The sequence below is a fragment of the Streptomyces sp. NPDC029014 genome (assembly GCF_055564695.1).
This window is the reverse complement of record NZ_JBVHVT010000079.1, coordinates 1-26,845: the sequence shown is the minus strand read 5'-3', so window position 1 is coordinate 26,845 and position 26,845 is coordinate 1. Positions and strand designations below refer to the sequence as shown.

Sequence of the window (26,845 nt, the reverse complement as noted above, 5' to 3'; positions counted from 1 at the left end):
AGACGAGAGCGGACGCCACGACATGACCGCGACGCTGACCGCGCAGCAACGGCAGGCGCAGGAGGAGTTCCGCGCCTTCGCCGACCACCACATCGCACCGGACGCCGACTCCTGGCACCGGTCGCAGCGCACCCCGCCCGAGGTCGTCCGGCTGCTGGCGCGCGAAGGGCTGCTCGGGCTGCCCATCCCGCGTGAGTACGGCGGCGGCGGCGGTGACGCGGTCACCCTCGGCCTGCTCGCCGGCGAGCTCGGCCGGGCGTGCTCCTCGGTACGCAGCCTGCTCACCGTCCACACGATGGTGGCGCACGCGATCAACCGGTGGGGCAGCCGGGTCCAGCGGGACACCTGGCTGCCCCGGCTCGCCGCCGGCGAACGCATCGGCGCTCTCGCCGTGTCCGAGCCGGGCGTCGGCAGCGACGCGGCGGCCGTGACCACCCGGCTCGTCCGCGACGGTGACGACTGGGTGGTCAACGGCCACAAGAAGTGGACGACGTACGGGGAGACCGCCGACCTGTTCCTGGTCGTGGGCCGCTCCGAGGAGGGGCCCACCGCCCTGCTCATAGAGCGGGACACCCCGGGCGTCAAGACCGAGCTGATCGAGGACATGATCGGCATCCGGGCCTCCATGACCGCCGACGTGTACTTCGACGACTGCCGGGTCCCGGACGCCAACGTCCTGGCCCGGCCCGGTCTCGGCGTCTCCCACGTGGTCGGCGCAGCCCTCGACCTCGGTCGCTACACCGTCGGCTGGGGATGTGTCGGCATCCTCGACGCCTGCCTGGGGGCGAGCGTCGACTACGCCTCCACCCGCGAGCAGTTCGGCTCCCTCATCAAGGAGCACCAGCTCGTCAGACGCATGATCAGCACCATGTACACGGACGCCCGCGCCGCCCGGCTGCTGTGCCTGGAGGCCGGCCGGCTGCGCGATCAGCGCGACCCCGGCGCCCTGGCCGCGACCTCGACCGCCAAGTACTTCGCCGCCACCGCCGCGGGACGCGCCGCCGCCGACGCCGTCCAGATCCACGGCGCCAACGGCTGCAGCTCCGACTACCCCGTACAGCGCTACCTCGGGGACTCCAGAGTCATGGAAATCATCGAGGGCAGCGCCCAGCTCCACCAAGTGGGCCTTGCCGAGTACGCGTTCCAGGAACGCGGACTGCGAAGGAGACAACGATGACCGCGACGGCCGTCACCACCGTCAAGTGTGTGGTGTGGGACCTCGACAACACCGTGTGGGACGGCGTGCTCCTCGAGGACGGTGACGTCACGCTCAGACCCGCCGTCGTGGACGTCATCCGCGCCCTCGACGAGCGCGGCATCCTCCACTCCATCGCCAGCCGCAACGACCACGACGCGGCCATGGCCAAGCTGGAGGAGTTCGGCATCGCCGAGTACTTCCTCCACCCGCAGATCAACTGGGGCAACAAGTCCGACTCCGTGAAGGCCGTCGCCGAGGCGTTCAACATCGGCATCGACACCCTCGCCTTCGTCGACGACCAGCCCTTCGAACGCGACGAGGTGCGCTTCGCCCACGAGCAGGTGCTGTGCGTCGACGCCGTCGACGCCGAGCGGATCCCCGGCATGCCGCAGATGCAGCCCCGGTTCGTCACCGCCGACTCGCGCGAGCGCCGCCACCTGTACCGCGCCGACGTGGAGCGCCAGGAGGCCCAGGACGCCCACCTCGGCACCGACGAGGAGTTCCTCGCCTCCCTCGGCATGCGCTTCACCATCGCGCCGGCCCAGGAGCGTGACCTGCAGCGCGCCGAGGAACTCACCGTACGCACCAACCAGCTCAACGCCACGGGCTACACCTACTCCTACGAGGAGCTGGACGCGTTCCGCCGCTCGCCCGACCACGACCTGCTCGTGGCCGGGCTGGAGGACAAGTACGGCACCTACGGCAAGATCGGCCTCGCCCTCGTCGAACGCGGTGATGCGAGCTGGACCGTGAAGCTGCTGCTGATGTCCTGCCGTGTGATGTCCCGGGGCGTCGGCTCGGTCCTGCTCGGGCACCTGATCCGCAGCGCCCACGACGCGGGCGTGACGCTGCGCGCCGAGTTCGTGCCCACCAGCCGCAACCGGACCATGTACGTCACCTACAAGTTCGCCGGCTTCCGCGAGGTCGCCAAGAACGGCGACGTGTCCGTCCTCGAGCACGACGGCACCCGCTTGCAGGGCTTCCCGCCGTACATGGACGTCACGGTCGAGAGCTGACCGCCGCAGGCGGACCCCGCCCACCGGCTACCCGGACTTATGGAGAGAGACGGAAGGCAACGATGAACGCCCAAGCCAACGAGGAGCGACTGCGCAGGGCGATGGCCGCCGTCCTGCAACTCCAGCAGCGCAACGCGGAGCTGGAGAACCAGCGCCACGAGCCAGTGGCGATCGTCGCCATGGCCTGCCGGCTGCCCGGCGGGGTCGACACGCCCCGGGCGTTCTGGGACCTGCTCGCCGAGGAACGGGACGCCATCGGTCCCCTCCCCTCCCGGTGGGACGCCTTCGACCTGTACGACCCCGACCCGGGCGCCCCGGGCAAGAGCTACGCGCGTGAGGGCGGCTTCCTCGACGGCGTCGAGAAGTTCGACGCCGACTTCTTCGGCATCTCGCCGCGCGAGGCACAGTCCATGGAGCCGCAGCAGCGGGTCGTCCTGGAGGCCTCCTGGGAGGCGCTGGAGCGGGCCGGGCTGCGGAGCGACCAGTTCAAGGGGAGCCGCACCGGCGTCTACATCGGCGCGATGCGTCCCGACTACGAGACGATCCGCACCGACCTGGAACTGCTCGACGGTTACCAGGGCACCGGCGTGTCGTGCAGCGTCATCTCCGGCCGCGTCTCCTACGCACTGGGCCTCCAGGGCCCGGCGGTGACGGTCGACACCGCGTGCTCGTCCTCACTGGTGGCGATCCACCTGGCCGCCACCGCGCTGCGCAACGGCGAATGCGACATGGCCCTGGCCGGTGGTGTGACGGTCATGAGCTCCCCCGGCATGTTCGTGGAGTCCAGTCGGCTCGGGGCGATGTCCCCGGACGGGCGGTGCAAGAGCTTCTCGGCCGAGGCGGACGGCGGCGGTTGGTCCGAGGGCGTCGGCATCCTGGTCCTGAAGCGGCTCTCCGCCGCCGAGCGCGACGGCGACCGGGTGCTGGCCGTGATCCGGGGCAGCGCCGTCAACCAGGACGGCCGCAGCCAGGGGCTGACGGCACCCAACGGACCCGCGCAGCAGCGGGTCATCCGAGACGCCCTCGCCGCCGCCCGTCTCACCCCGGAGGACATCGACGCCATCGAGGCGCACGGCACCGGCACACCGCTGGGCGACCCGATCGAAGCGGGCGCGCTCGCCGGGGTGTTCGCCTCCGGGCGTACCGCCGGGGAACCGGTGTACCTCGGATCGTCCAAGTCCAACATCGGGCACTGTCAGGCCGCCGCCGGTGTCGTCGGCGTCATGAAGATGGTGCTCGCCCTCCAGAACGACACCCTCCCCAAGACCCTGCACGCCGAGCGGCCGAGCCCGCACATCGCCTGGGAAGGCAGCGGTCTGGAACTCCTGCGGGAGGCCCGCACCTGGCCGCGGGGCGGGCGCACCCGTCGCGCGGGTGTGTCGGCCTTCGGCATCAGCGGCACCAACGCACACGTGGTGCTGGAAGAGGCCCCGGTGCCCGGGACCGTGGACCCCGAAGCGGGCTCCACGGCCCCGGAGGGGCTGCCGGCCACGCTGCCGCTGGTGCTGTCCGGCCACGACGCGCAGGCGCTGGGCGCACAGGCCGAACGCTGGGCCGCCTGGCTGGAGGCCCGGCGCGACGTGCCGTTCGCCGATCTGGTGCGCACGGCCGCCCTGCACCGCTCCCACGGGGAGATCCGGGCTTCCGTCCCCGCCGCCGGAGCCGAGGAGGCCTCCGCGGCCCTGCGGGCGCTGGCGGACGGCCTCGCGCACTCGGACACGGTGGTGGGCAGCGCGCGGGAGCGCGGCAAGGCCGTGTTCGTCTTCCCCGGCCAGGGTAGTCAGTGGGCCGGGATGGGGCGCGCGCTGCTCGCCGAGTCGGAGGTGTTCCGCGCCGCGGTGGAGAGGTGCGACGCCGCACTGAAGCCGTTCACCGGGTGGTCCGTCCTGGAGCTGCTCCGCGGTGACGCGGGCGAGGACCTGCCGTCCCTGGAGCGGATCGACGTCCTGCAACCGGCTTTGTTCGCCGTCATGATCGGCCTGGCCGAGCTGTGGCGCACCCTGGGCGTGGAGCCCGCCGCCGTGGTGGGCTCCAGCCAGGGCGAGGTGCCGGCCGCCGTGGTCGCCGGCGCCCTGTCCCTCGAGGACGGCGCCCGCCTGACGGCGTTGCGCTCCCAGGGGCAGCTGCGGGAGTGCAGCGGTCGCGGTGCGATGGCTCTGGTCGAGATGCCCCTCGCCGAGGTCGAAGCGCTGATCGCCCCGTACGGAGAAGCGCTGTCGGTCGCCGTGGTCAACACCGCCGCCTCCGTGGTGGTCTCCGGCGACGTCGCCGCGGTCGAGTCGCTCCTGGAGGAGCTGGCGGGCCGTGACGTCTTCAGCCGCCGCATCCAGTCCGACACCGCGGGGCACTGCGCCCACGTGGACCCGGTCCTGCCGTGGCTGGCCGAGCAGCTCGACGGCATCGAGGCCCGCCCGGCACAGGTGCCGTTCTACTCCACGGTGACCGGCGGGCTCCTCGACGGCACGCGGCTCGACGCCGCGTACTGGTGCCGCAACGTCCGCGACACCGTCCGCATGGACCTGGCACTGGGCGAACTGGTCGCGAACGGCTACGACGTCTTCGTGGAGATCAGCCCCCATCCGGTGCTGAGCATGCCGCTGACCAGCGCCACGGCCGGCGTGGACGGCGTGGTCGTGGGCAGCCTCGGCCGTGACCGCGGCGGGCTGTCCCAGGTGCTGCGTTCCGTCGGCGCCCTGCACGTGCGGGGCTACCAGGTCGACTGGAGCCGTGTCCTGGGCGGCGGCCCCGCCGCCGACCCCGCCGACGCACCGACCTACCCCTTCCAGCGCCGCCACTACTGGGCCGACCCGCCGGCCCCGGCGTCCACCGCCCGGCCGGCGGCCCCGAAGCAGGTCGCGCGGGACGGCGCCGCCGACGGCGGCCCCCGCAAGCCTGCCGGGCTGCGCGGGCGACTGGCCGGCCTCGCGGACCACGAGCGGCTCGCCGCGCTGACCGACATCATCCGGCGGGAGGCCGCCGCGGTGCTCGGCGCCGCGCAGCCCGTGCCCGCGGACAAGAGGCTGCAGGAGCTCGGCCTCGACTCCATCATGGGCCTGCAACTGCGCAACCGCCTGTGCGACCTGGCGGGCAGCACGCTGCCCACGAACATCGCCTTCGCCTGCCCCACCGCCGCGGACCTCGCGGAGCACCTGCTCTCGGACGTCCTCGCCGCGGGCGCCGACGACGCGGGGCCACTGCCCCTGACGCGTGCCGAGGACCGTGACGTCCACCCGGCCACGGAGGGCCAGCGGCGCCTGTGGTTCCTGGAGCAGATGAACCCGGGCTCGGCCCAGTACAAGGTCGCCCTGCGGATCCGGACCGCCCGGCCGCTCGACCACACGACGCTGACCCGCGCCCTCGAGTGGATCGTCGCCCGTCACGAGGGGCTGCGCACCGGACTGGAATCCCGGGACGGCGACCTCGTCCAGGTCGTCCACACGGGCGTACCGGTCGCCGTCACCTTCGAAGACCTCCGCGGCCTCGGCCCGGACGCGCTCGACGAGCACCTGCGGTACGAGGAGCAGGAGCCGTTCCGCCTGGGCGGCGCCTCGCTGTTCCGCTGCCGCGTGCTGGACCTGGCGGCGGACGACCAGGTGGTGTGCTTCAGCTTCCACCACGCGGTCACCGACGGCTGGGCGATCTCGCTGTTCCTGATGGAGCTGTTCCACGCCTACGAGGAGTACGCGGCGGGACGCGCACCGGACCCGGCGCAGGCCGAGTTCCACCTCGGTGACTATGCCGCCTGGGAGCGGCGCAGCATCGCGGAGGGACGCTTCGAGGAGGCGCTCCGCTTCTTCGCGACGGAGCTCGAGGGCGTGGAGCGGCTGGAGCTGCCGCCCGGCCCCGACACCGTCGCCGAGGGCGACGAGGGCGGGGACACGCTGTACTTCACCGTCCCGGCCGACCTGCGGGCCGGGCTGGAGGCGCTCGCCTCCCGCACCTCCGTCACCCCGTACACCGTGCTGGTCAGCGCCTTCGCCACGCTGCTGGCGCGCACCACCGACCAGTACGACTTCGCCGTGGGCACCGTCTGGTCCAGCCGCCATCTGCCGGCCACGGACGGTATCCACGGGTTCCTCGCCAACACGCTGCCGCTGCGGTGCGACCTGACGGGAGACCCGCGGTTCGACGACCTGCTCGCCGCGATGTCGCCGCGGGTGCGGGGCGTGTTCGAGCACCAGAGCGTCCCGCTGACCGAGGTCGTCCGCGCCGTCGGCGGTGTGCGCACGGGTGACGAGAACCCGCTCTTCCGCGCCGTCTTCAACTACGGGGGCGCCGCGATGCCCACCATCGGGGAGGGCGACGCGACCTGGCACCTCCCCTCGTCCGGCAGCCTCGGGGGCAACGTCCGAGGCGCCTCCAAGTTCGAACTCGGCATCACGCTCATCCCGTGCGGGGACGAGCTGCGGGGTGAGTTCGAATACCAGGCGCACGTCATGGGCAGGGCGGCCGCGCAGCGCATGGTCGCCGGTTTCCGCACCCTCCTCGAGTCGATCGTGCGGGATCCGGAACGCCCCCTCAGCCGTCACGCGCTCCTCGCCGACGAGGAACTGGCCTGGCTCGTCGAACGCGGCGGCCACGTCACCCCGCACGCCCCCGGTACGGCGACCGCTCCGGAGCTGGTCTGGGACCAGGTGCGCCGGACGCCCGACGCGGTGGCACTGGTGTCCGACGGGCACGAGCTGACCTACCGCGAGATGGCGTGGCGTGCTTCCGCCCTGGCGGACAAGCTGCGCGCCGCCGGCGTCGGCCCCGAGACCCCGGTCGGTGTGCACCTGCCCAGGTCCGCCGAGCTCGTCGTCTCGGCCCTCGCCATCTGGCTGGCCGGCGGCGCCTACCTGCCGGTGGACCCGGGGTACCCGCAGGCACGGGTCGAGTACGTCATCGAGGACAGCGGGATCGAGGTCGTCGTCACCCGTGGCGCCACCGCCGCCGACCTGGCCGGCACCGGTGTGCGGATCCTGCTGGCCGACGACATCCACGACGCCCCCGTCCCCGCCGGGGACGCGCTTCCGGACATCGCCGCCCCCGCCCTGAGGGACCTGGCCTACGTCATCTACACCTCCGGCTCGACGGGCAAGCCCAAGGGCGTGCTGATCGAGCACGGCCAGTTCGTGAACTTCTGCCACGCGGTGGACGAGCGCATCGGCGGCGGTCCGGGAGACACCTGGCTCGCCGTCACCAGCCCCTCGTTCGACATCTCGACCGTCGAACTGCTCTGGACGCTGACCCGCGGCTACCGTGTGGTGATCGCCCAGGGCAGCGTCGGCGAGTGGTCGTCCTACCGCTCGTACGCACCCACCCACCTCCAGTGCACGCCCTCCCTCGCCCGGCTCCTCCTGGCCGACTCCGCCGGACGCGCCCTGCTGCGCGGACTCGACCGGATGATCGTCGGCGGGGAGGCGCTGGACCGGGGCCTGGCGGCCAGGCTCATGAGCACCTGCAGGGGCGGGCTCACGAACATCTACGGCCCTTCCGAGACGACGGTGTGGTCCACCACCTGGCACGCCGAACCCGGAGAGGTGTCCCTGGGCGACGCCGTCCGCAACACCAGCCTGTACCTCCTCGACCGGTACGGCTCACGCGTGCCCCGCGGCAGCCGCGGCGAACTGTTCATCGGCGGCCTGGGCGTCACCCGCGGATACCTGAACCGGCCGGAGCTCACCGCCGAACGGTTCGTGCACGACCCGTTCGCCGAGGACGGCGACGCCCGGATGTACGGCACCGGGGACATCGTCCGGTACCGCGAGGACGGCAGCCTCGAGTACTGCGGTCGCAGCGACGCCCAGATCAAGCTGCACGGACACAGGATCGAGCTGGGCGAGGTCGAGGCGGTCGGCGGCGAGCACCCGGCCGTCGCCGAGTGCGCCGCCGTGGTCCGCCGCGACGAGGGCGCCGACCCCAGGCTCTGCCTGTACTACGTCCCGTCCGACGCCCACGGCCCCGACGACGACGAACTGCTGCGGTACTTCCTCGCCCGGGTCCCGTCGTACATGGTGCCTTCGCAGCTGGTCGCCATGGACGAACTGCCCCACACGCCCAACAAGAAGGTCGACCGCAAGGCGATTCTCGCCCTGCCCGCGCCCGGCCCCTCCGCAGCGCCGGCGGCGGCCCGGGGCGGTGACGACTCACTGGAGGACCTCGTCGCCCGTGCGTGGGCCGAGGTGCTCAACCGCACCGAGGTGGACCGGGACCGGGGCTTCTTCGAGCTGGGCGCCAGCTCGATGACCGCGCTCCGGGCACACCAGGCGATCTGTGAGGGACTGGGACGCGAGTTCCCGCTCTCGGCGCTCTTCCGCCACCCCACCGTCCGCCAGCTGTCGGCCTTCCTGGGCGGTGCCTCGCACACCACCGCGCCCGGCCGCGCCCCGGTCCGCCGAAGCACGTCCGCCGACGAGCCGGTCGCGGTCATCGGCTTCGCCTGCCGCCTGCCGGGCGCCCCGGACGTCGACACCTTCTGGAACAACCTCAAGAACGGCACCGACTCGATCCGGCACTTCAGCGTGGAGGAGCTGAGGGCGGCGGGCATCGGGGACGACGCCCTGTCCGACCCCGACTACGTACGGGCGAAGGGGTACGTCGACGGCGGCTCCCTCTTCGACGCCGCGTTCTTCGACTACTCCCCTGCCGAGGCCGAGGCGATGGACCCGCAGCACCGGCTCTTCCTGGAGTGTTCCTGGGAGGCGCTGGAGCACGCGGGCCGGATGCCGCAGCGGTTCGACGGTGCCATCGGCGTCTTCGCCGGTGCCGGGGTGAGCGGCTACCGCAGCAGTGACGAAGCAACCGACATGTCCGACTTCTACCGCACCATGGTGGGAACGAAGAACGACTTCCTGGCCACGAGGGTTGCGCACAAGCTCAACCTGCGCGGACCCGCACTGACGGTGCAGACCGCGTGCTCCACGAGCCTCGTCGCCACCCACCTCGCCCGGGAGAGCCTCCTGCGCGGCGAGTCCGACATCGCCCTCGCGGGCGGCGTCTCGCTCAGCTATCCGCTGGAGCAGGGCTACGTCCACCAGGACGGTCTGGTGTTCTCGCCCGACGGCGCCTGCCGGGCCTTCGACGCCAAGGGAGCGGGCACGGTCCTCGCCAACGGCGCCGGTGTGGTCGTGCTGCGCCGGCTGGCGGACGCGATCGCTGCGGGCGACACGGTCTACGCCGTGCTGCGCGGCAGCGCCGTCAACAACGACGGTTCCCACAAGGTCGGTTTCACCGCGCCCAGCGTGGACGGGCAGGCCCGCGTCATCGAGGCCGCGCACCGGGACGCCGGAGTGACCGCGGACACCATCGGATACGTCGAGGCCCACGGGACGGGAACCGCGCTCGGCGACCCGATCGAGGTCCAGGCACTCCAGCAGGTCTTCGCGACCGCCGAGCGCGCCGAGCCGTGCGCCCTGGGCTCGGTGAAGACCAACATCGGACACACCGACACCGCCGCCGGAGTCGCCGGACTCATCAAGGCGGCGCTGTCCCTCCACCACCGGCAGCTGGTACCGAGCCTGCACTTCGACAAGCCGAACCCGGAGATGGAGCTGGACCCGGAGCTGCTGTACGTCAACACGGAGCTGAAGCACTGGGAGCAGGCCGACGGCCCGCGTCGGGCCGGAGTGTCCGCCTTCGGCCTGGGCGGCACCAACGCGCACGTGGTGCTCGAGGAGGCACCGGTCGTGGAGCCGGTGGAGCCGGTCGCCGTGGACCGTCCGCTGCCGGTGGTGGTGTCCGCGCGTGACGAGGAGGCACTGCGTGAGCAGGCCGCCCGCTGGGCGGACTGGCTGGCGGGCCGCGACGGTGTACGCCTGGCCGACGTGGCGGTGACGGCGGCCCGGCACCGTACCCACTTCGAGCACCGGGCGAGCGTCCTCGCGGCCGACACCACCGAACTGGTCGAGGGGCTGCGCGCCCTGGCCGACGGCAGGTCCCACGCGGCGGTGGCCGAGGGAATCGCGCAGCGGCGCGGGAAGACGGTGTTCGTGTTCCCGGGTCAGGGCGCACAGTGGCCCGGCATGGGCCGCGAGCTCCTGGACACCTCGCCCGTGTTCGCCGAGCACATGGCCGCCTGCGAACAGGCCCTGGCCCCGCACGTCGACTGGTCCCTGACCGCCGTCGTCCGCGAGGAACCCGGCGCTCCCGGACTCGACCGCGTCGATGTCCTGCAACCCGTCACCTTCGCCGTCATGGTCAGCCTCGCCGCACTCTGGCGCTCCGCCGGCATCGAACCCGGCGCCGTCGTCGGCCACTCCCAGGGCGAAGTCGCCGCCGCACACATCGCCGGCGCCCTCTCCCTCGAAGACGCCGCACGCATCGTCTGCGTCCGCAGCCAGGCCCTCACCCGCATCGCCGGACGGGGCGCCATGCTCGCCCTGCCCCTGCCCACCCACCAGATCACCGAACGCCTCGCCCCCTGGAACGGACGCCTGTCCCTCGCCGCCGTCAACGGCCCCACCTCCGCCGTCGTCTCCGGCGACCCCGACGCCGTCGAGGAACTCCGGCAAGCCTGCCTCGCCGAAGGCATCCGGGCCCGCACCGTCCAGTCCGACTGTGCCGGACACTCCGCCCAGGTCGACCCCCTCCACGACCACGTCGTGGGCGGCCTCACCGGCATCCGACCCCGGACCCCCCGCATCCCCCTCTACTCCACCGTCACCGGACACCCCCTCCACACCGATCAGCCCCTCGACCCCGCCTACTGGTACCGCAACCTCCGCGACACCGTCCGCTTCGACCAGGCCGTCGACCGGCTCCTCGAGGACGGACACAGCGTCTTCATCGAGGTCTCCACCCACCCGGTGCTGGCCCTGCCCCTGACCGACGCGAGCGCCGAGCACGGCGGCGTCGTCGCCGGCACCCTCGCCCGCGACCACGGCACCCACGCCCAGTTCCTCCGCAACCTCGGACTCCTCCACGTCCACGGCCACGACATCGACTGGGACAAGGCCCTGGACGTCGAACCCGCGACGCTGGTCACCCTTCCCGCCTACGCCTTCCAGCGCGAGCTCCACTGGCGGCAGGCCCGGCCCGCGACCTCGCCCGTCGCCCTCGGAGCGGCCGGAGCCCTGTGGGAGGCCGTCAGCTCCGGTGACCCGGCCGGGGTCATGGAGCTGCTGGACGCGCCGCAGGGCCTCAAGGAGAGCGTCGCGGACGTCATCCCGCTGCTGGAGGGGTGGCTCAGGAAGCAGGCGGTTCCGACCGCCGCGGAACAGCGGAGCCCCGGGGCTTCCCGAAGCCGTCGCGTCGGCTTCGGCGAACGCCTCGCCGGGGCGGCCGTGAGCGACCGGCTGCCGATGGCGCTGGAACTGGTCGTCCAGGAGGCGGCCGGGGCGCTGGGCGTACCCGGCGACGAGGTCGCCGTCGGCCGGCCGCTGATCCAGCTCGGCATGGACTCCCTGATGGCCGTCGGAGTACGCAGCCGTATCGCACGCGCGACGGGCCTGAGTGTCCCGGTGCAGGTCATCCTCGGGGAGGAGGGCTGCCTGGGCATAGCGGGCCACCTGGTCGGGGAGCTGGTCGGCGCCGGCGAGGGCGAGGCCACCGCGGGGTCGTCCGGTCTCTGGCTGCGGACGCTGAAGCCGGCCGCCGAGCCGTACGCCCGCATCGTCTGCATCGCGGGTGGCGGCGGGACGACCGCCGGTCACGTTCCCCTGATCCGGCACCTTCCGGAGGGTGTGGAACTGCTCGCCGTGCAGATGCCCGGCCGCGAGAGCCGGATGGGGGAGGCCCCCGCGACCTCCATGCGCGAGGTGGTGGCGGCGATCACCGCCGAGCTGACGAGCCGTACGCCCGTACCGACCGTCGTCTACGGCCACAGCCAGGGGTCGTGGATGGCCTGGGAGCTGGCGCACTCGCTGTCGGCGCTGCCGGACGCGCCCCCGCTCACCCTGGTACCGGCCTGTGCCATGCCGCCGTACGGGGAGGTGCCGCCCGAGATGCGGCGGATGGAGGAGCTGGCGAAGTCGCTGGACGAGGTCACCGTCACCGAGCTGGCGGTCGCCCTCAAGGGCATCCTGCCGGACGACGTCCTGGCGAATGAGGAGCTTCTGACCACGTATTACTCCGCGCTCCACCACGACGCGACCCTGTCGATGAATCATCGGGACTCCCTGCTGCGTGCCGAGCGGGAGCCACTGCGCATCCCCGTCGTCGCCATCTCGGCCAAGGACGATCCTGTCCTTCCCGAGGAGACGGCGCGGGGCTGGCGGAACCTGACGCGCGGGGAGTTCGTGCACCGCGTCATCGACGGCAGCCACGCGGCTCCGATCGAGAACTGTGAAGCGATGGCTGCGGAGCTGGTGGCGGCAATACGGAAAGCCATGGGAGAGAAGAATGTCTGAGATCGTTCGTCCGGACGGTGCGCGGATCCACTACGAGGTGCACGGCGAGGGCTTCCCCGTGCTACTGCTGGCCCCGGGTGGGGTGAGCAGCGAGGCGCGGTCCTGGGAGGAGAACTTCTACCAGCCGGTCCGCGAGCTGTCGCAGCACTTCCAGGTCATCGTGATGGACCAGCGCCACGCCGGCCGCAGCTGCGCACCCGCCGTGCCGTTCTCGTACGAGCAGACGGCCGGGGATCAGCTCGCGGTGCTCGACGAGGTCGGGGCCGAGCAGGCCCACGTGGTGGCCGCCGGGTTCGGCTGCGCCCACGCCTGGCGGCTGGCGCACGACGCGCCGGGCCGGGTGCGCTCGGTGGTGGCCCAGGAGCCGGTCGGCCGCGGTGAGGGCAACGCGCTGGGAGACTTCCTCGGGCTCTTCGACGAGGCGATGCGGCTTCCGCGTGCGGCCGGCTTCGACGACCCGGAGACCGAGGGACTCGGGGCGGTCTTCGAGGCCGCGGCCAGGGACGGCGTCTTCGCCCGGAACCCGGAGGCGGGCCCGTTCGCCCAGCGGCTGCACGACGACGAGGACTTCCGGAAGGAACTCCTCACCTTCCGGCGCGAGAAGTACATCACCCTGCTGGTCCGATTCCGGGACGCGATGTTCCCGGACGGCCGGGCGTACTTCTCCGTCCCCGACTCGGCCCTCGGCGAGCTCACCGCTCCGCTGCTCGTGCTGGCGGGCACGTCCCTGCGCGCGCCCGAGGACGTCGCCGGGCGGATCGCCGCTCAGGCGTCCGCGGCGACCCTCGTGGAGCCGGGTTTCGACGCGCCGCAGCAGCGTGAGAGGACCGTGGCGTCGATCGTCGAGTTCCTGCTGAAGAACAACCCGAGCTGAAGAGCTGAGGAAAGGTAAGTGGCCATGCAATCGCTTGCAGCGATCGACATCACGAGCGAGCAGCTCTACGACGACAAGGGTTACCCGTGGGAGGAGTGGGACCGGCTGCGGGAGGAGTCTCCCGTCCACTGGTACCACCGCCCCGGATACGAGCCTTTCTGGGCGCTGACCAAGCACGAGGACATCTCCCTGGTCGCCCGCAGCACTGACGTGTTCTCCTGCCGCGAACGCACGGCGATCGAGACCCCCGACGAGATCGACCCGTGGGAGATGGAGCGCGAGCGCCGCGGCCAGGTCTACGGTCACGTGGCCGACTACCCCGCGGGGCTCGGCTTCATGGACGCGCCCCTGCACCGCCAGGTCCGACAGGCCATGTACCCGTGTTTCACGCCCAAGGCGATGGCGGCCATGGAGGAGCGCTTCTTCGAGCTCTCCACCTCCTACGTCGCCGACTTCGTCGAGCGCCTCGACACGGACGGCGCGGCCGACGTCGCGCACGACCTCGCCGCCCGGCTTCCGCTGGCCGCCATCTTCGAGCTGCTCGGAGTGCCGGGGGAGGACTGGGACCACCTCTTCCGCGTGCACCAGGACACCGCCTCCGCCTTCCACAAGGGCTACAAGCAGGAGGAGGGGGAGGACGCGCAGGCCCGCTTCATGCGAGCGATGATCGAGCTGGACCAGTACATGTCCGGTCTGGCCAAGAGGCGCATGGAGGAAGGCGGCAGCGGCGGCACCGACGTCCTCAGCCGGCTCGCCAGGGCCAACGTCCAGGGCAGCCCGCTGGCCTTCCACGACATGTCGTACCAGCTGTTCAACCTGGTCCAGGCGGGCAACGGCACCACGCGCAACGCCATCGCCGGCGGCATCAAGGTGCTGCTGGAGAACCCGGACCAGCTCCAGAAGCTGATCGACGACCCGACGCTGCTGGACGGGGCCGTCGACGAGATCCTCCGGTGGACCTCGGTCGCCGTGGTGATGGCACGCACGGCCATGCAGGACACGGAGATACGCGGTCAGCGCATCCGCAAGGGCGAGACCGTGGCCATGTTCTTCCCGGCGGCCAACCGCGACCCGGACGTCTTCCCCGATCCGTACCGCTTCGACATCACCCGCAGCCCCAACCGGCACATCGCGTTCGGCGGCAACGGGGAGCACCGCTGCATCGGTGCCGCCCTGGCGAGGACCGAACTGCGGGCCATGTTCCGTGCCCTGCTGCCCGTGCTGCCGACCCTGGAGCTGGCCGGCGAGTCGAAGATGCTGGTGCTGCGCCTGCTCATCTCCGAGTTCGTGCAGCTGCCGGTCCGCCGGAAGGAGGCGACGGAATGACGGCGGATCCCGGCCTGGACCTCGCGTCCCGGCCGGTTCCCACCACGCTCGAGGAGTTCGCCGCCTGCGACGAGTCCGACCTCGAGATCGTGGTGCCCTGGACGGGGCCCGGCATCGACCCGGAGACGGGCGCTCTGAAGGCGCCGCTGCCCGACACCTACGTCGTGGCCACGTCCGGAGGCTGGCCCAAGCCGAACGCGATCGAGGTCGCCACCGAGCTGAACCGGGTCCTCCTGGAGGAGCTGTGGGGCCGTCAGGGGCTGATCGCGGCCACGTTCGCCATTTCCCAGAAATGCTGGATGAGCTCGCGCGCCCTCGCCGTCTGGGAGGACGAGGAAGCCCTGATGGGGTTCCTCGGGTCCGAGGGGCACATGAACGCGGTGCGCAAGACGAAGGAAATGGCGTATGCCTGGGAAGGGACCCGCTGGGTGAGTCATTCGCCGACCCTTCCCACTTTCGACGACGTACGGGCAAGACTGGCCCAACAGAGGAGGAACAAGTGACTGTATCCGCGATGGCCCCGGCCACGGACGCCCTGGGCGCGCATCTGCTCCAGGAATTCGATCTCGCTTACGAGATGATTCTGGAGCTCATCGATGGTTTCGACGACGAGACTGCGCGCACGGCGCCGGAGGGGCACATGCCCGCACTCTGGTTCCTCGGCCACCTGATGTGCTCCAAGGACTATGTGTCCGGGCTTTACCAGGAAGGCGGAGCTGCCCTCTCCCTCGAGTTCTACGACAAGTGGGCCGGCGACTGTGACAAGGTCGACTGGGAGGGTGCCCCCTCGCTGGACGAGATGGTCGGCCTCTACAAGCAGATCCACCAGCGGCTGCGTGAACTCGTCAGCACGCTGACGGCCGAGGATCTGCACCGTGAGTCCCCCGTGGAGATTCAAGCCGCGCTTGATGATTACTGGAAGACCCGTCTCGCCAAGCTCGGGTCCGCGCTCTCGCTGGTGCAGATGCACGACGCCTACCACGGCGGCCAACTGGGCAGTCTCCGAGGAGCGCTGGGGATGACGGTCCCCTTCTGAGGCAGTGCGGGCCGTTGACGGCGGCGCCGGGGCTGGGCCGCTGGTAAGGTCCCGGATTGCCGTCAACGGAATCCCCTATCGTCGCAAGGAGAAGGTGTTCGATGACATCTCACATCGCGTTCTTTAACTTTCCCGCTTTCGGGCATCTGAACCCGACGTTGGGAGTTGTGGCGGAACTCGTCAAGCGTGGTCACCGGGTCACCTGTACCACCACGGATCACTTCGCTCCGGCCATTGAGTCGCTCGGTGCGGAAGCGGTCCGATACGACTCCGTATTCGGCCAGTACTACACCAACCCCTTCACGGCGGAAGCGATTTCCGGAGAGGGGCTGCGGACCCTGGAGGATTCCCTTTCCCTGGTCGACCAGGTGGACGGGTTCTACCGGGAGAACCGCCCCGATGTGATTCTCCACGACTTCATGGCGTGGGGTGGGCGTTTCTACGGGGCGATGCAGGACATTCCGGTGATGCGGCTCTTCCCGTCGTACGGAATGAACGAGCACTTCTCCATCCAGGCCAAGTTCCCCATGGCCGAGCTCTCCGACCCCCTGGTCATGGAGATGATTGCCAAGCTCGAGGAGAAGCTCCCCGATCTCGGATTCCCCGGGAAGACGGCCATGGAATTCTTCATGGAGCCGGCCCGGAGCAGCGTCATCTTCCTGCCGCGTGACTTCCACTACGACGGGGACACGTTCGACGAGCGGTTCGTCTTCGCCGGGCCCTGCCTCGGCGACCGGTCCGGCTTCCAGGGCTCGTGGCAGCCCGCCTCGCAGGACCGTCCGGTCCTCCTCATCTCCCTCGGCACGGCCGCCACCGGCTGGCCGGAGTTCTTCAGGACCTGTGTGGAGGCGTTCACCGGCTCCCGCTGGGACGTCGTCATGGCCGTCGGCGACAACCTCGACCCGGCGGAACTGTCCCCGCTGCCCGACAACTTCGAGGTCCGACGCAGCGTCCCGCAGCTGGACGTGCTGCGCCACGCCGAGCTGTTCCTCACGCACGGCGGCATGAACAGCGTCATGGAGTCCCTCTACCACGGGGTGCCGATGGTGGTCAGCCCGCAGATGAGCGAGCAGCGCGCCAATGCCCTGCGCGTCGAGGAGCTGGGCTTCGGCCGGATGCTCACCCGCGACGACTTCAGCCTGGAGAGCCTGCGCAAGGCCGTCGACGAGGTGTCGGCGGACCGGGCGGTCGCCGACCGCACCCGGGCGATGGGCGAGCAGATGCGCAAGGTCGACGGTCCCGCCGTCGCCGCGGACGCCGTCGAGGCCTACCTGGCCGCGAGCAGCCGCTGAGTTCGAGCCACGTTCAAGCGGACGGGGCGATGATGCCGGTGTGGCACCGCGCGAGTTCCGTCCGCCGCTGTCGACTCGACCGGGCACACCCCCCGTCACGACACCGGCCACGTCATTCCCGCGCGGGATGGCGTGGCCGGTTCTGTCTGTCCGCCCTGTCGGACGCCGGAAGTCCGGACGCCGGAAGTCCGGGACGTGGGTACGTCGGCGGCTCGCCACACGAATCCGCCTCCGAACGAGGAAGACAGCGTGAAAAGACTGATAGGCACGACCCTGGCGGCAACTCTGCTCGCCGCCGTCCTCACGCCCGGGGCGCACGCCCACGGCGGCACGCGGGTGGACGGAAGCAGGCCCGACAAGGTGTCCTTCCCCGCCATCGGCTCGCTCTCACAGCCTGCGGGCAAGGGGAGCTTCCGATTCGGTGTCTCGAGCTCCGCGACGCAGATCGAGGATCAGAACACCCACAACGACTGGTACCTGTGGTCCAAGCCGGCCCCCGAGGGGCTCGGCAAGAGCCCGTTCGTCGGCGACGGGGTCGGCGGCTACACGCGGGCCGTCCAGGACACCAACCTGGTCGACGGCCTCAACGTGGACTCGTACCGGTTCAGCATCGAGTGGTCCAGGATCGAGCCGCAGCGCAACAAGATCGACGAAGAGGCGCTGGCGCACTACGACCAGCAGATCAACGCGCTCGTCGCCAAGGGCATCCGCCCGATGATCACGCTCCACCACTTCGCCAACCCCGTATGGGTCGACGACCCGCGGGACCCCGACTGCAAGAACGGTCCGAGCGACACCAACCTGTGCGGCCTGGACCACCCTGAGGGCGGAAAGCTGGTCGTCCAGGAGATGGCCGAGTTCGCCAAGCTCATCGCCGCACGCTACGGCGACCGGGTCGACGAGTGGGTGACCCTGAACGAGCCGATGGTCTACATGACCTTCTCCCACGCCTTCGGGGCCGGCCCGCCCGGAAAGGCCAACCTCAACCCGGCGAACCTCGCCAAGTTCACGACGGCGCAGCGCCGCTACATCGAGGCGCACGTGGCGATGTACCGGGCCATCAAGGCCGCCGACCGCGTCGACGCCGACGGTGACCGCGCGGCCTCCAGTGTCGGCCTGACCGTCGGCGCCCAGGAGTACGTCCCCATCCGCGACGGCAAGGTCAGCAAGGACCCCCGCGACATCGCGGCCCGCGACCGCTACCGCCAGTACACCGACTACGGGTTCGTCGACGCCCTGTGGCAGGGCACCTTCGACAGCAACCTCGACGGTGTCGTCGACGAGCGGCACCCCGAATGGACGGGCACGCTCGACTGGCTCGGGCCCCAGTCGTACGCCCGTATCGGCGTCTCCGCGCCGGGCGCGTCCGGCGGCGGCAACCCGGCCTACCCGGTGATCAACGTCGACCTGTGCACCACGGCGCCCTGCCTCCCCTACCGCGACCCGTCCTACTTCGTGCCCGCCATGGGATACGAGGCGTCCATGCAGGGGCTGGGCACCGTCCTGCGGGAGTACGGCAAGCGGTACCGCGGACTGCCGCTCGTGGTCACCGAGTCAGGCATCGCCACCGAGAACGGTGCCCGCCGGTCCCAGCACATCGTGCGCACGCTGGAGCAGATCGCCCAGGTACGCGCCGAGGGCGTCGACGTGCGCGGCTACTACCACTGGAGCCTGCTCGACAACTTCGAGTGGCTGAGCGGCTACGCGGCACGCTTCGGCCTCTACGAGGTGGACCGCACCACCATGAAGCGCATTCCCACGTCCTCCGTGCCGGTCTACAGCGGAATCGCCGGGTCGCGTTCCCTGTCGCCCCAGATCAGGCGTGAGTTCGGCGGTACAGGACCGCTCTCCCCGGAGACCGCGGGCAGCGCCGCCCGCTGACACCGGACGAACGCGCGGGAGCCGTCCCGTCCGGGACGGCCCCCCGCTGATTTCTCCCCCCGTGTGCCGGAAGTCCGGTCCGACGAGCAAGGAAGAGCAGATGAGCTTTGCCCAGCTGAACAGTGACGTCGCGGCCCCCCTGCCGGGCGCCGAGGACATCGCCGACTTCCTGCGCGACTCCGTCGCGACAGCTCTCGGCATCCGCCCGGAGTCCGTCGACGCCGGCCGGCCGCTGCGCGACCTCGGACTGGACTCCCTGAAGGTCATGTCGCTCGTCGCGGCCCTCTCCCAGCACCTCGAACGCCCCGTGCCCAGCTGGGTGGTGTGGCAGTACCCCACCATCGCCGGCCTCTCGGAGTACCTGGCCGGCGGCGACCCGGCCCCCGCCGTCGCCGAGCCCGGGCGCGGACGCGCACACGCCCACCCCGCCGCCGACGAGCCCGTCGCCATCGTCGGCCTCGGCTGCCGGCTGCCCGGCGGCATCGAGACCCCCGAGGCGCTGTGGGAGAGCCTGTGCGAGGGACTCGACGCCGTCCGCGAGGTCCCGTCGGACCGCTGGAACGCCCAGGAATGGCTCGACCCCGACCCCCGCGCACCGGGCAGGATGACCACCCGTTGGGGCGGCTTCCTCGACGACGTCGCCGGCTTCGACGCCGAACTGTTCCGGATCTCGCCCGCCGAGGCGAAGCACATGGACCCGCAGCAGCGCATGGCGCTCGAGGTCGCGTGGGCCGCGTTCGAGGACGCCCGGATCGTCCCCTCCGACCTGTCCGGCACCCGCACGGGCGTGTTCTTCGGCACCATGGCGCAGGAGTACCACCTGGCCACCGGCGCCGACGCCGAGGCCATCGGGACGCACTCCGCCGTGGGCTGGGACAACTCCATCATCCCGGCCCGTATCGCCTACACGCTGGGCCTGCAGGGCCCCGCCATGGCCGTCGCCACGGCCTGCAGCTCCTCGCTCACCGCCACCCACCTCGCCGTGCAGAGCCTGCGCCGCGGCGAGAGCGACCTCGCCCTCGCGGGCGGGGTCAACGTCATGCTGCACCCCCACACCACCGTCGCCATGACCAAGTTCGGCGGCATGAACCCCGACGGCCAGTGCCGGGCCTTCGACGCGGGCGCCAACGGATACGTACGCGGAGAAGGCTGCGGCGTCCTCGTCCTGCGCCGGCTCTCCGACGCCCTGGCCGCGGGCGACCGCGTCTACGCCGTGATCCGCGGCACGGCCGTCAACAACGACGGCGCCTCCAACGGACTGACCGCCCCCAACCCCCAGGCCCAGGTCGACGTGGTGCGCACCGCCTGGCGGGACGCGGGCGTCGAAACCAAGGACGTCTCCTATGTGGAGGCCCACGGCACCGGCACCCTCCTCGGCGACCCCATCGAGGCCGCGGCCCTCGGCACCGTGTTCGCCGAAGGCCGCGACGAACCGCTGCGCCTGGGCTCCGCCAAGAGCAACTTCGGTCACCTGGAGCCGGCGGCGGGCGTCACCGGCCTGCTCAAGACCGCCCTGGCCCTGTACCACGGCGAACTTCCCGCCAGCCTGCACTTCGAGGTACCCAACCCGCACATCGACTTCGAGGGCAACAAGCTCCAGGTCGTCGCCGAACGCCAGCCGTGGCCCGCCGCCCGCCGCCGTTACGCGGGTGTCAGCGGCTTCGGCTTCGGCGGCACCAACGCCCACGTCGCCCTCGAGGAGGCGCCCTACCGCCGGCGCCTCCTCGTCCCCGTCACCGCCGGGAGCGAGGAGGCACTGCACGACGCCGTCGCCGCGCTCGGCGCCCAGGACACGGCCCCGGCCCGCCCGCACACCGGCCAGGTCCCGGCCGGCGAAACGGGTGGCCACCGTGCCGTCGCCGCCCTGGCCGGCCCCGGACGGGCCCGGATCGTCAGCGGCCCGCACACCACCACCGAACGGCCGTCGCTCGCCTTCTTCTTCTCCGGACACGGCGCGCAGTGGATCGGCATGGGCCGCGACCTGCTCGCCGAGCCCGCCTTCCGCGCGGCCCTCGACGCGTGCGATCGCGCGGTGGGGCAGTTCACCGACTGGTCCGTGACGGACGAGCTCCTGGCCGACGCGAGCAGCTCGCGGCTCGACCGCACCGACGTCGTCCAGCCCGTCCTCTTCTCCGTCCAGGTCGCCCTCGCCCGCACCCTGACCGCCTGGGGCCTGGAGCCCGACGCCGTCTTCGGCCAGAGCATCGGAGAGGTGGCCGCCGCCGTCGTCGCGGGCGCCCTCCCGCTGGACGAAGGCGCCCGGCTCATCACCACCTGGTCGGCCCTGATCGCCGAACGCGCCGCGGGACGCGGCACCCTCCTCGTCTGCGACCTCACCCTCGAGGAGGCCGCCCGGCTCGCCGCCGACGAGCCCCGCGGCGTCTGCGTAGCCGGACACCTCGCACCGGACCAGGTCTGCCTGTCCGGGGCGACCGACGCCATCGCCGCCCTGGAGCGGGACCTGTCCGAGAACGGCCACCGCACCCTGCGCGTCAACATCGACTACGCCTCCCACAGCGCACAGCTGGAGGACCTCGCCCCCGAACTCGTCCGCCGGCTCGGCACCCTGGACACGCGCGCCGCGTCCGTCCCCTTCTGGTCGACGGTCGCCGACGACTTCGTCGACGGCACCGCGCTCGACGCCGACTACTGGGCGCGGAACATGTGCGCACCCATGCTGCTGGCCGAGGCGGCCGGCGCGCTCGCCCGGACCGGGCCGGCCGCCGTGCGCGGTCTGCGCGTCGTCGAGATCGCCCCGCACCCCGTCGCCCGGCACTCCCTTGAGCGGACGTTCGCCGCGATCGAGGCCACCGACGCGGTCGTCCTCGCCGCCTGCCGCCGTGACCGTCCCGCCCGCCGGACCCTGGAGGACGTGGCGGCCCGGCTGTGGTGCGAGGGCCACGACATCGACTGGACGGCCTTCCACGGCCACACCGGGCGGCCCGGGCCCAAGGCACCGGTCGTCCTGACCGTCTCGGGCAAGACCGAGGAGGCCCGCGCCGAGAACGCCGCCCGGCTCGCCGCCCACCTGGAGGGCAGGGGCGAGGCGGAGCTCCTCGACATCGCCTACAGCGCCGCCCGCCACCGCCCCCACCTGGAGCACCGGGCCGGCGCCGTCGCGGCCACCCCCGCGCGGGCCCGCGAAGCGCTGCGGGCCCTCGCCGACGGCCGGGCCCACCCCGACCTCGTCGAGGGCACGGCGGTCGACGGCGGCCTCGCCATGCTGTTCACCGGCCAGGGCAGTCAGCGGATCGCCATGGGCCGGGAGCTGTACGCGGCGTTCCCCGTGTTCCGTGAGGCGTTCGACGAGATCTGCGCGGCACTCGACCCGCACCTGCGGGTGCCGCTGGCGGCGGTCGTGTTCGCCCCCGAGGGGAGCGCGGACGCGGCGCTGGTGCACGAGACGGAATTCACCCAGCCGGGGTTGTTCGCGGTCGAGGTGGCCCTGTTCCGGCTGTGGCAGGCCTGGGGCGTGGTGCCCGACGCGGTGGCCGGTCACTCGATCGGCGAGCTGGCCGCCGCCCACGTGGCCGGCGTGCTGGACCTGCCGGACGCGGCGCGGCTGGTGGCGGCACGCGGGCGACTGATGCAGGCGTGTGAGCGCGGTGGGGCGATGGCGTCGGTGGAGGCATCGGAGTCCGAGGTGCTGGAGGTCCTGGCCGGTGTGGGGGGCCGGGTGTCGGTGGCGGGCCTGAACGGTCCGGCGCAGACCGTGGTCAGCGGCGACACCGAAGCGGTCCTGCGGGTCGTCGACCACTTCGCAAGTGTGGGGCGGCGTACGCGGCGCCTGGAGGTGTCGCACGCGTTCCACTCGCCGCACATGGACGCGATGCTCGCGCGGTACGAGGAGGTCGCGGCGGACTGCGCGTTCGCGGCCCCGGGCATTCCGCTGGTGTCGACGGTGACGGGTGACTGGGTCACCGAGGAGGTGACCGATCCGGCGTACTGGGTGCGTCAGGTGCGCGACGCCGTCCGTTTCCTCGACGCGATGCGGACCCTCGAACAGGCCGGGTACGCCCGGTTCCTGGAGTGCGGCCCCGCCGCGGTGCTGTCCGCGATGGGTGCCGGGTGCGTCGAGGGAGACGCGGTCTTCACCGCCTCGCAGAGAGCGGGTGACGCCGACGAGGTCCACACCCTCGTCCACGCCCTCGCCGCCGTGCACGTGGCGGGCCGGGACATCGCCTGGGACCGCGTCCTGGCCGACGGAGTCCCCGTCGACCTGCCCACCTACGCCTTCCAGCGCCGCCCCTACTGGATCGAGCCCGGGCCGAAGAAGAGCGCTGGTCACGAGCGTTCACCGGCCGAGGAAGCCCTGTGGCGGGCCGTCGCCGACGGGGAGAGCGAGCGCGTGTCCGAACTCCTCGGAGCCGGCGACACCACCGCCGTCGCCACGCTCCTGCCCTACCTCGCCACCTGGCGCGAGCGGCAGGACCGGGCCGGCGAGATCGCCGAGTGGAGCTACGAGGAGACCTGGCAGCCCTCCGCGGTGGCGCGGACCGCGCCACGACCGGACGGCCACTGGCTGCTCGTCGCCCCGGCCGCCGCGCACCCCCTCACCGCGCAGCTCGCCGAGGCACTGGGCGGCGCGGGCGCCTCCGCGCACATCCTGACCACCGACACCGACAGCTGCACCGGCGCCGACGGCGGACGCACCGCGTACGCCGAACAGATCGGCGAGCTGACCGCGGCGCTCGGCGACCGGACCCTGCGCGGCGTCATCGCCCTCACGGCCGTCGACATCACGCCCCACCCCGACCACCCCGCCGTGACCACCGGGGCCGTTCGCAGCCTCACGCTCGTACAGGCCCTGAAGGACGCCTCGGTACGGGCCCCGCTGTGGTTCGTCACCCAGGGCGCGGTCCGCGCCCACGACACGGACGGCGCCCCCGCACCGGAGCAGGCCCTCGTCTGGGGCCTCGGCCACGTCGTCGCCCTCGAACACGCCAACTGCTGGGGCGGGCTCCTCGACCTGCCCGCGGCGCTCGACGCGACCACGACCCGGCAACTCCTGGCCACCCTCGCCACCCACGGCACCCCGGACGCCGAGGAGCACGTGGCGCTGCGCCCCGCCGGGCGCCTCGCCCGCCGGCTCCGCCGTACGACCCTCACCCCCGCCGCACGGCCCTGGACTCCGCGCGGCACTGTTCTGGTCACCGGAGGCAGCGGCGCCCTCGCCGCCCACCTCGCCCGCCGCCTCGCCGAACGCGGCGCCGAGCACCTGGTGCTGGTGTCCCGGCGCGGACCCGAGGCCGAGGGGGCAGCCGAACTCGCCGCCGAACTGCGCGCCGCGGGCGCCCGCGTCACCCTCGCCGCCTGCGACGTCACCGACCCGCACGGCCTCGGCGAGCTCCTCACCGCACTCGACCGGGACGAGGCGCCGCTGCGCGCCGTCTTCCACACCGCGGGCGTCCTCGACGACCGGCTGCTCGACCGCCAGGACGCCGCGTCCCTCGCGGCCGCCGCCGCGCCGAAGCTGGCCGCCGCCCGGCATCTGCACGAGCTCACCCTCGACCGCGACCTCGACGCCTTCGTCCTGTACGCCTCCGTCGTCGGCGTCCTCGGCAACGTCGGCCAGGCCAACTACGCCATGGCCAACGCCGCCCTCGACGCGCTCGCCGCACAGCGCAGGGCCCTGGGGCTGCCCGCCGTCTCCATCGGCTGGGGTCCCTGGGCCGACGGCGGCATGACCCACGGCGCCGCCGAGGCCCAGCTGCGCCGCGGCGGCCTCGAACCGATGCCCGCCGACCGGGCTCTGGACGCCCTCGACGCGGCCCTCGCCCACGGCGGTACGACCGTCGTCGCCAGGACCGACTGGGCGAAGGTGACCGCCGCGTACGCCGAGAACGGCGACCGCCCCTTCCTCCGCGACATCCCCGAGGCCCGCGCCGCCGCCGACGCCCCGGCCGAGCAGGGCGACCCGCTGCGCACCACCCTGCTCGCTCTCCCCGAGAGCGCCCGCGAGGACCACCTGCGCGGCCTGCTCGCGACGGAGGCCGCAGCGGTCCTCGGCGTGGCGAACCCCGCGTCGCTCGACCCCGAACGCGGCTTCAAGGACCTCGGGTTCGACTCGATGATGGCCGTCGACCTCAGCACCCGCGTCCAGAAGCGCACCGGGGTCATCACGCCCAAGACCCTCATCTTCGACCAGCCGAACCTGACGTCCGCCGCTCGGTGGCTGCTCGGCGAACTCGCCCCCGCACTCACGGACACCACCGACACCGTCGCCGCCCACCGCAGCGAAGAGCCGCTCGCCGTCGTCGGCGTCGGGCTGCGCATGCCGGGCGACGCCCACGACCTGGACAGCCTCTGGGACGTCCTCGCCGAGGGCCGCGACACGGTGAGCGAGGTCCCGGCCGACCGCTTCGACATCGACGCCTTCCACGACGCCGACCCGGACGCCGAGGGCAAGACCTACGCCCGCCGCGCCTCCTTCCTCGGCGACGTGGCCCACTTCGACGCCTCGTTCTTCGGGATCAGCCCGCGTGAGGCCGAGCCGATGGACCCGCAGCACCGACTGCTCCTCGAAGCGGCCTGGACCTCGCTGGAGAACGCCGGCATCCGCCCGCGCGAGCTGCGCGACTCCCGCACCGGTGTCTTCGTGGGCGCCGGCGTGGGCGAGTACGGCAAGTACCGCCAGGGCGGGGCCCCCGACACCTACACGCTGACCGGCACCCTGCCCAGTTTCAACGCCGGCCGCCTCTCCTACCACCTCGGGCTCCAGGGCCCGGCGCTGTCCATCGACACGGCGTGCTCGTCGTCGCTGGTGGCGCTGCACCTGGCCTGCGAGGCGCTGCGCAACGACGAGTGCGAACTGGCGCTCGCGGGCGGTGTGCAGGTCCTCGCCGACCCGGGCTCGTTCATCGCGCTCAGCCGGTCGCACGCGCTCTCCCCGGACGGCCGCAGCAAGGCGTTCTCGGCCGACGCGGACGGATACGGGCGCGGTGAGGGCGTCGGCGTCATCGCCGTCATGCGGCTCTCCGACGCGGTCGCGCAGGACCGCGCGGTCCTGGGCGTCATCCGTGCCACCGCCGTCAACCACGACGGCGCCAGCAGCGGCATCACCGCCCCCAACGGCTCCTCCCAGCAGAAGGTCATCCGCGCGGCCCTCCGCTCGGCCGGCCTGTCCGCCGGGGACGTCGACTACGTCGAGTGCCACGGCACGGGTACGTCGCTGGGCGACCCGATCGAGGTGCAGGCGCTGGCCGCCGTGTACGGGGAGGGCCGCGAGCCGGGGCGGGAACTTGGCCTCGGTACTGCCAAGTCCGTCATCGGTCACCTGGAGTCGGCGGCGGGCATCGCCGGAGTGTGCAAGATGCTGGCCGCCTTCAAGAACGACGCGCTGCCCGGCACGCGGTACAGCACGCCGCGCAACCCGAACATCGCGTGGGACGACCTTCCGGTACACGTGGTCGACGAGCTCACCACGTGGGAGCGGGACGCGGCACGCCCGCGTCGGGCCGGCGTGTCCTCCTTCGGCCTCAGCGGCACCAACGCCCACGTCATCATCGAGGAACCGCCGGTCACCGAGCCGGCCCCGGTACCTGACGTGAACGGTCCGCTGCCGGTGGTGGTGTCGGGCCGTGACGAGGCGGCGTTGCGGGAGCAGGCGGGACGCTGGGCGTCCTGGCTGTCGGGCCGTGACGACGTAGCCCTGGCGGATGTGGCGGTGACGGCGGCCCGGCACCGTACGCACTTCGAGGCGCGGGCCAGTGTGGTGGCGGCCGACCCGGCCGGGCTGGTCGAGGCGTTGGAGGCGCTGGCCGACGGCACCTCGCACGAGGCGGTGGTGACCGGCCGTGCCGAGCGGCGTGGGAAGGTCGTGTTCGTCTACCCCGGTCAGGGCTCGCAGTGGGTGGGCATGGGCCGGGCGCTGCTCGCGGAGAACGCTGTCTTC

At 72.2% G+C, this 26,845-nt stretch carries 10 protein-coding genes; all 10 read left to right on the top strand.

What is annotated here, in order from left to right; genetic code table 11:
- Positions 1 to 22: 22 nt before the first annotated feature.
- On the top strand, positions 23 to 1,177 hold the full coding sequence (locus tag ACZ4VL_RS32155; RefSeq protein ID WP_468207050.1) for an acyl-CoA dehydrogenase family protein: 1,155 nt from the start codon (positions 23 to 25) through the stop codon (positions 1,175 to 1,177).
- Positions 1,174 to 2,214, top strand: coding sequence for an HAD-IIIC family phosphatase (locus ACZ4VL_RS32150; RefSeq protein ID WP_468207047.1), 1,041 nt, complete (start codon positions 1,174 to 1,176; stop codon positions 2,212 to 2,214). The genes ACZ4VL_RS32155 and ACZ4VL_RS32150 overlap by 4 nt, the downstream gene beginning before the upstream one ends.
- 62 nt (positions 2,215 to 2,276) lie before the next feature.
- A complete protein-coding gene (locus ACZ4VL_RS32145) occupies positions 2,277 to 12,542 on the top strand; it encodes an amino acid adenylation domain-containing protein (protein WP_468207044.1) in 10,266 nt (3,421 codons plus the stop codon).
- Entirely contained in the window at positions 12,535 to 13,416 is an 882-nt protein-coding gene (locus ACZ4VL_RS32140) for an alpha/beta fold hydrolase (RefSeq protein WP_468207041.1), read from the top strand. Before ACZ4VL_RS32145 ends, ACZ4VL_RS32140 begins: the two co-directional genes overlap by 8 nt.
- 24 nt (positions 13,417 to 13,440) lie before the next feature.
- On the top strand, positions 13,441 to 14,742 hold the full coding sequence (locus ACZ4VL_RS32135) for a cytochrome P450 (RefSeq protein WP_468207038.1): 1,302 nt from the start codon (positions 13,441 to 13,443) through the stop codon (positions 14,740 to 14,742).
- Positions 14,739 to 15,245 (top strand): hypothetical protein, encoded by a 507-nt coding sequence (locus tag ACZ4VL_RS32130; RefSeq protein WP_468207036.1) that lies wholly within the window; start codon positions 14,739 to 14,741, stop codon positions 15,243 to 15,245. Before ACZ4VL_RS32135 ends, ACZ4VL_RS32130 begins: the two co-directional genes overlap by 4 nt.
- Positions 15,242 to 15,778 carry a DinB family protein gene (locus ACZ4VL_RS32125; protein ID WP_468207033.1) on the top strand — a complete coding sequence of 179 codons (537 nt, stop codon included), beginning with the start codon at positions 15,242 to 15,244 and terminating at the stop codon, positions 15,776 to 15,778. Before ACZ4VL_RS32130 ends, ACZ4VL_RS32125 begins: the two co-directional genes overlap by 4 nt.
- A 101-nt stretch (positions 15,779 to 15,879) precedes the next feature.
- Positions 15,880 to 17,070: a macrolide family glycosyltransferase gene (locus ACZ4VL_RS32120; RefSeq protein WP_468207031.1), complete on the top strand. Its 1,191-nt coding sequence runs from the start codon at positions 15,880 to 15,882 to the stop codon at positions 17,068 to 17,070.
- 249 nt (positions 17,071 to 17,319) lie between these two features.
- Positions 17,320 to 18,951, top strand: a complete 1,632-nt coding sequence (locus ACZ4VL_RS32115; RefSeq protein WP_468207028.1) for a glycoside hydrolase family 1 protein — start codon at positions 17,320 to 17,322, stop codon at positions 18,949 to 18,951.
- A 100-nt stretch (positions 18,952 to 19,051) separates the two neighbouring features.
- Positions 19,052 to 26,845: SDR family NAD(P)-dependent oxidoreductase (locus ACZ4VL_RS32110; protein WP_468207025.1), on the top strand; the 7,794-nt coding region annotated here is incomplete at its 3' end.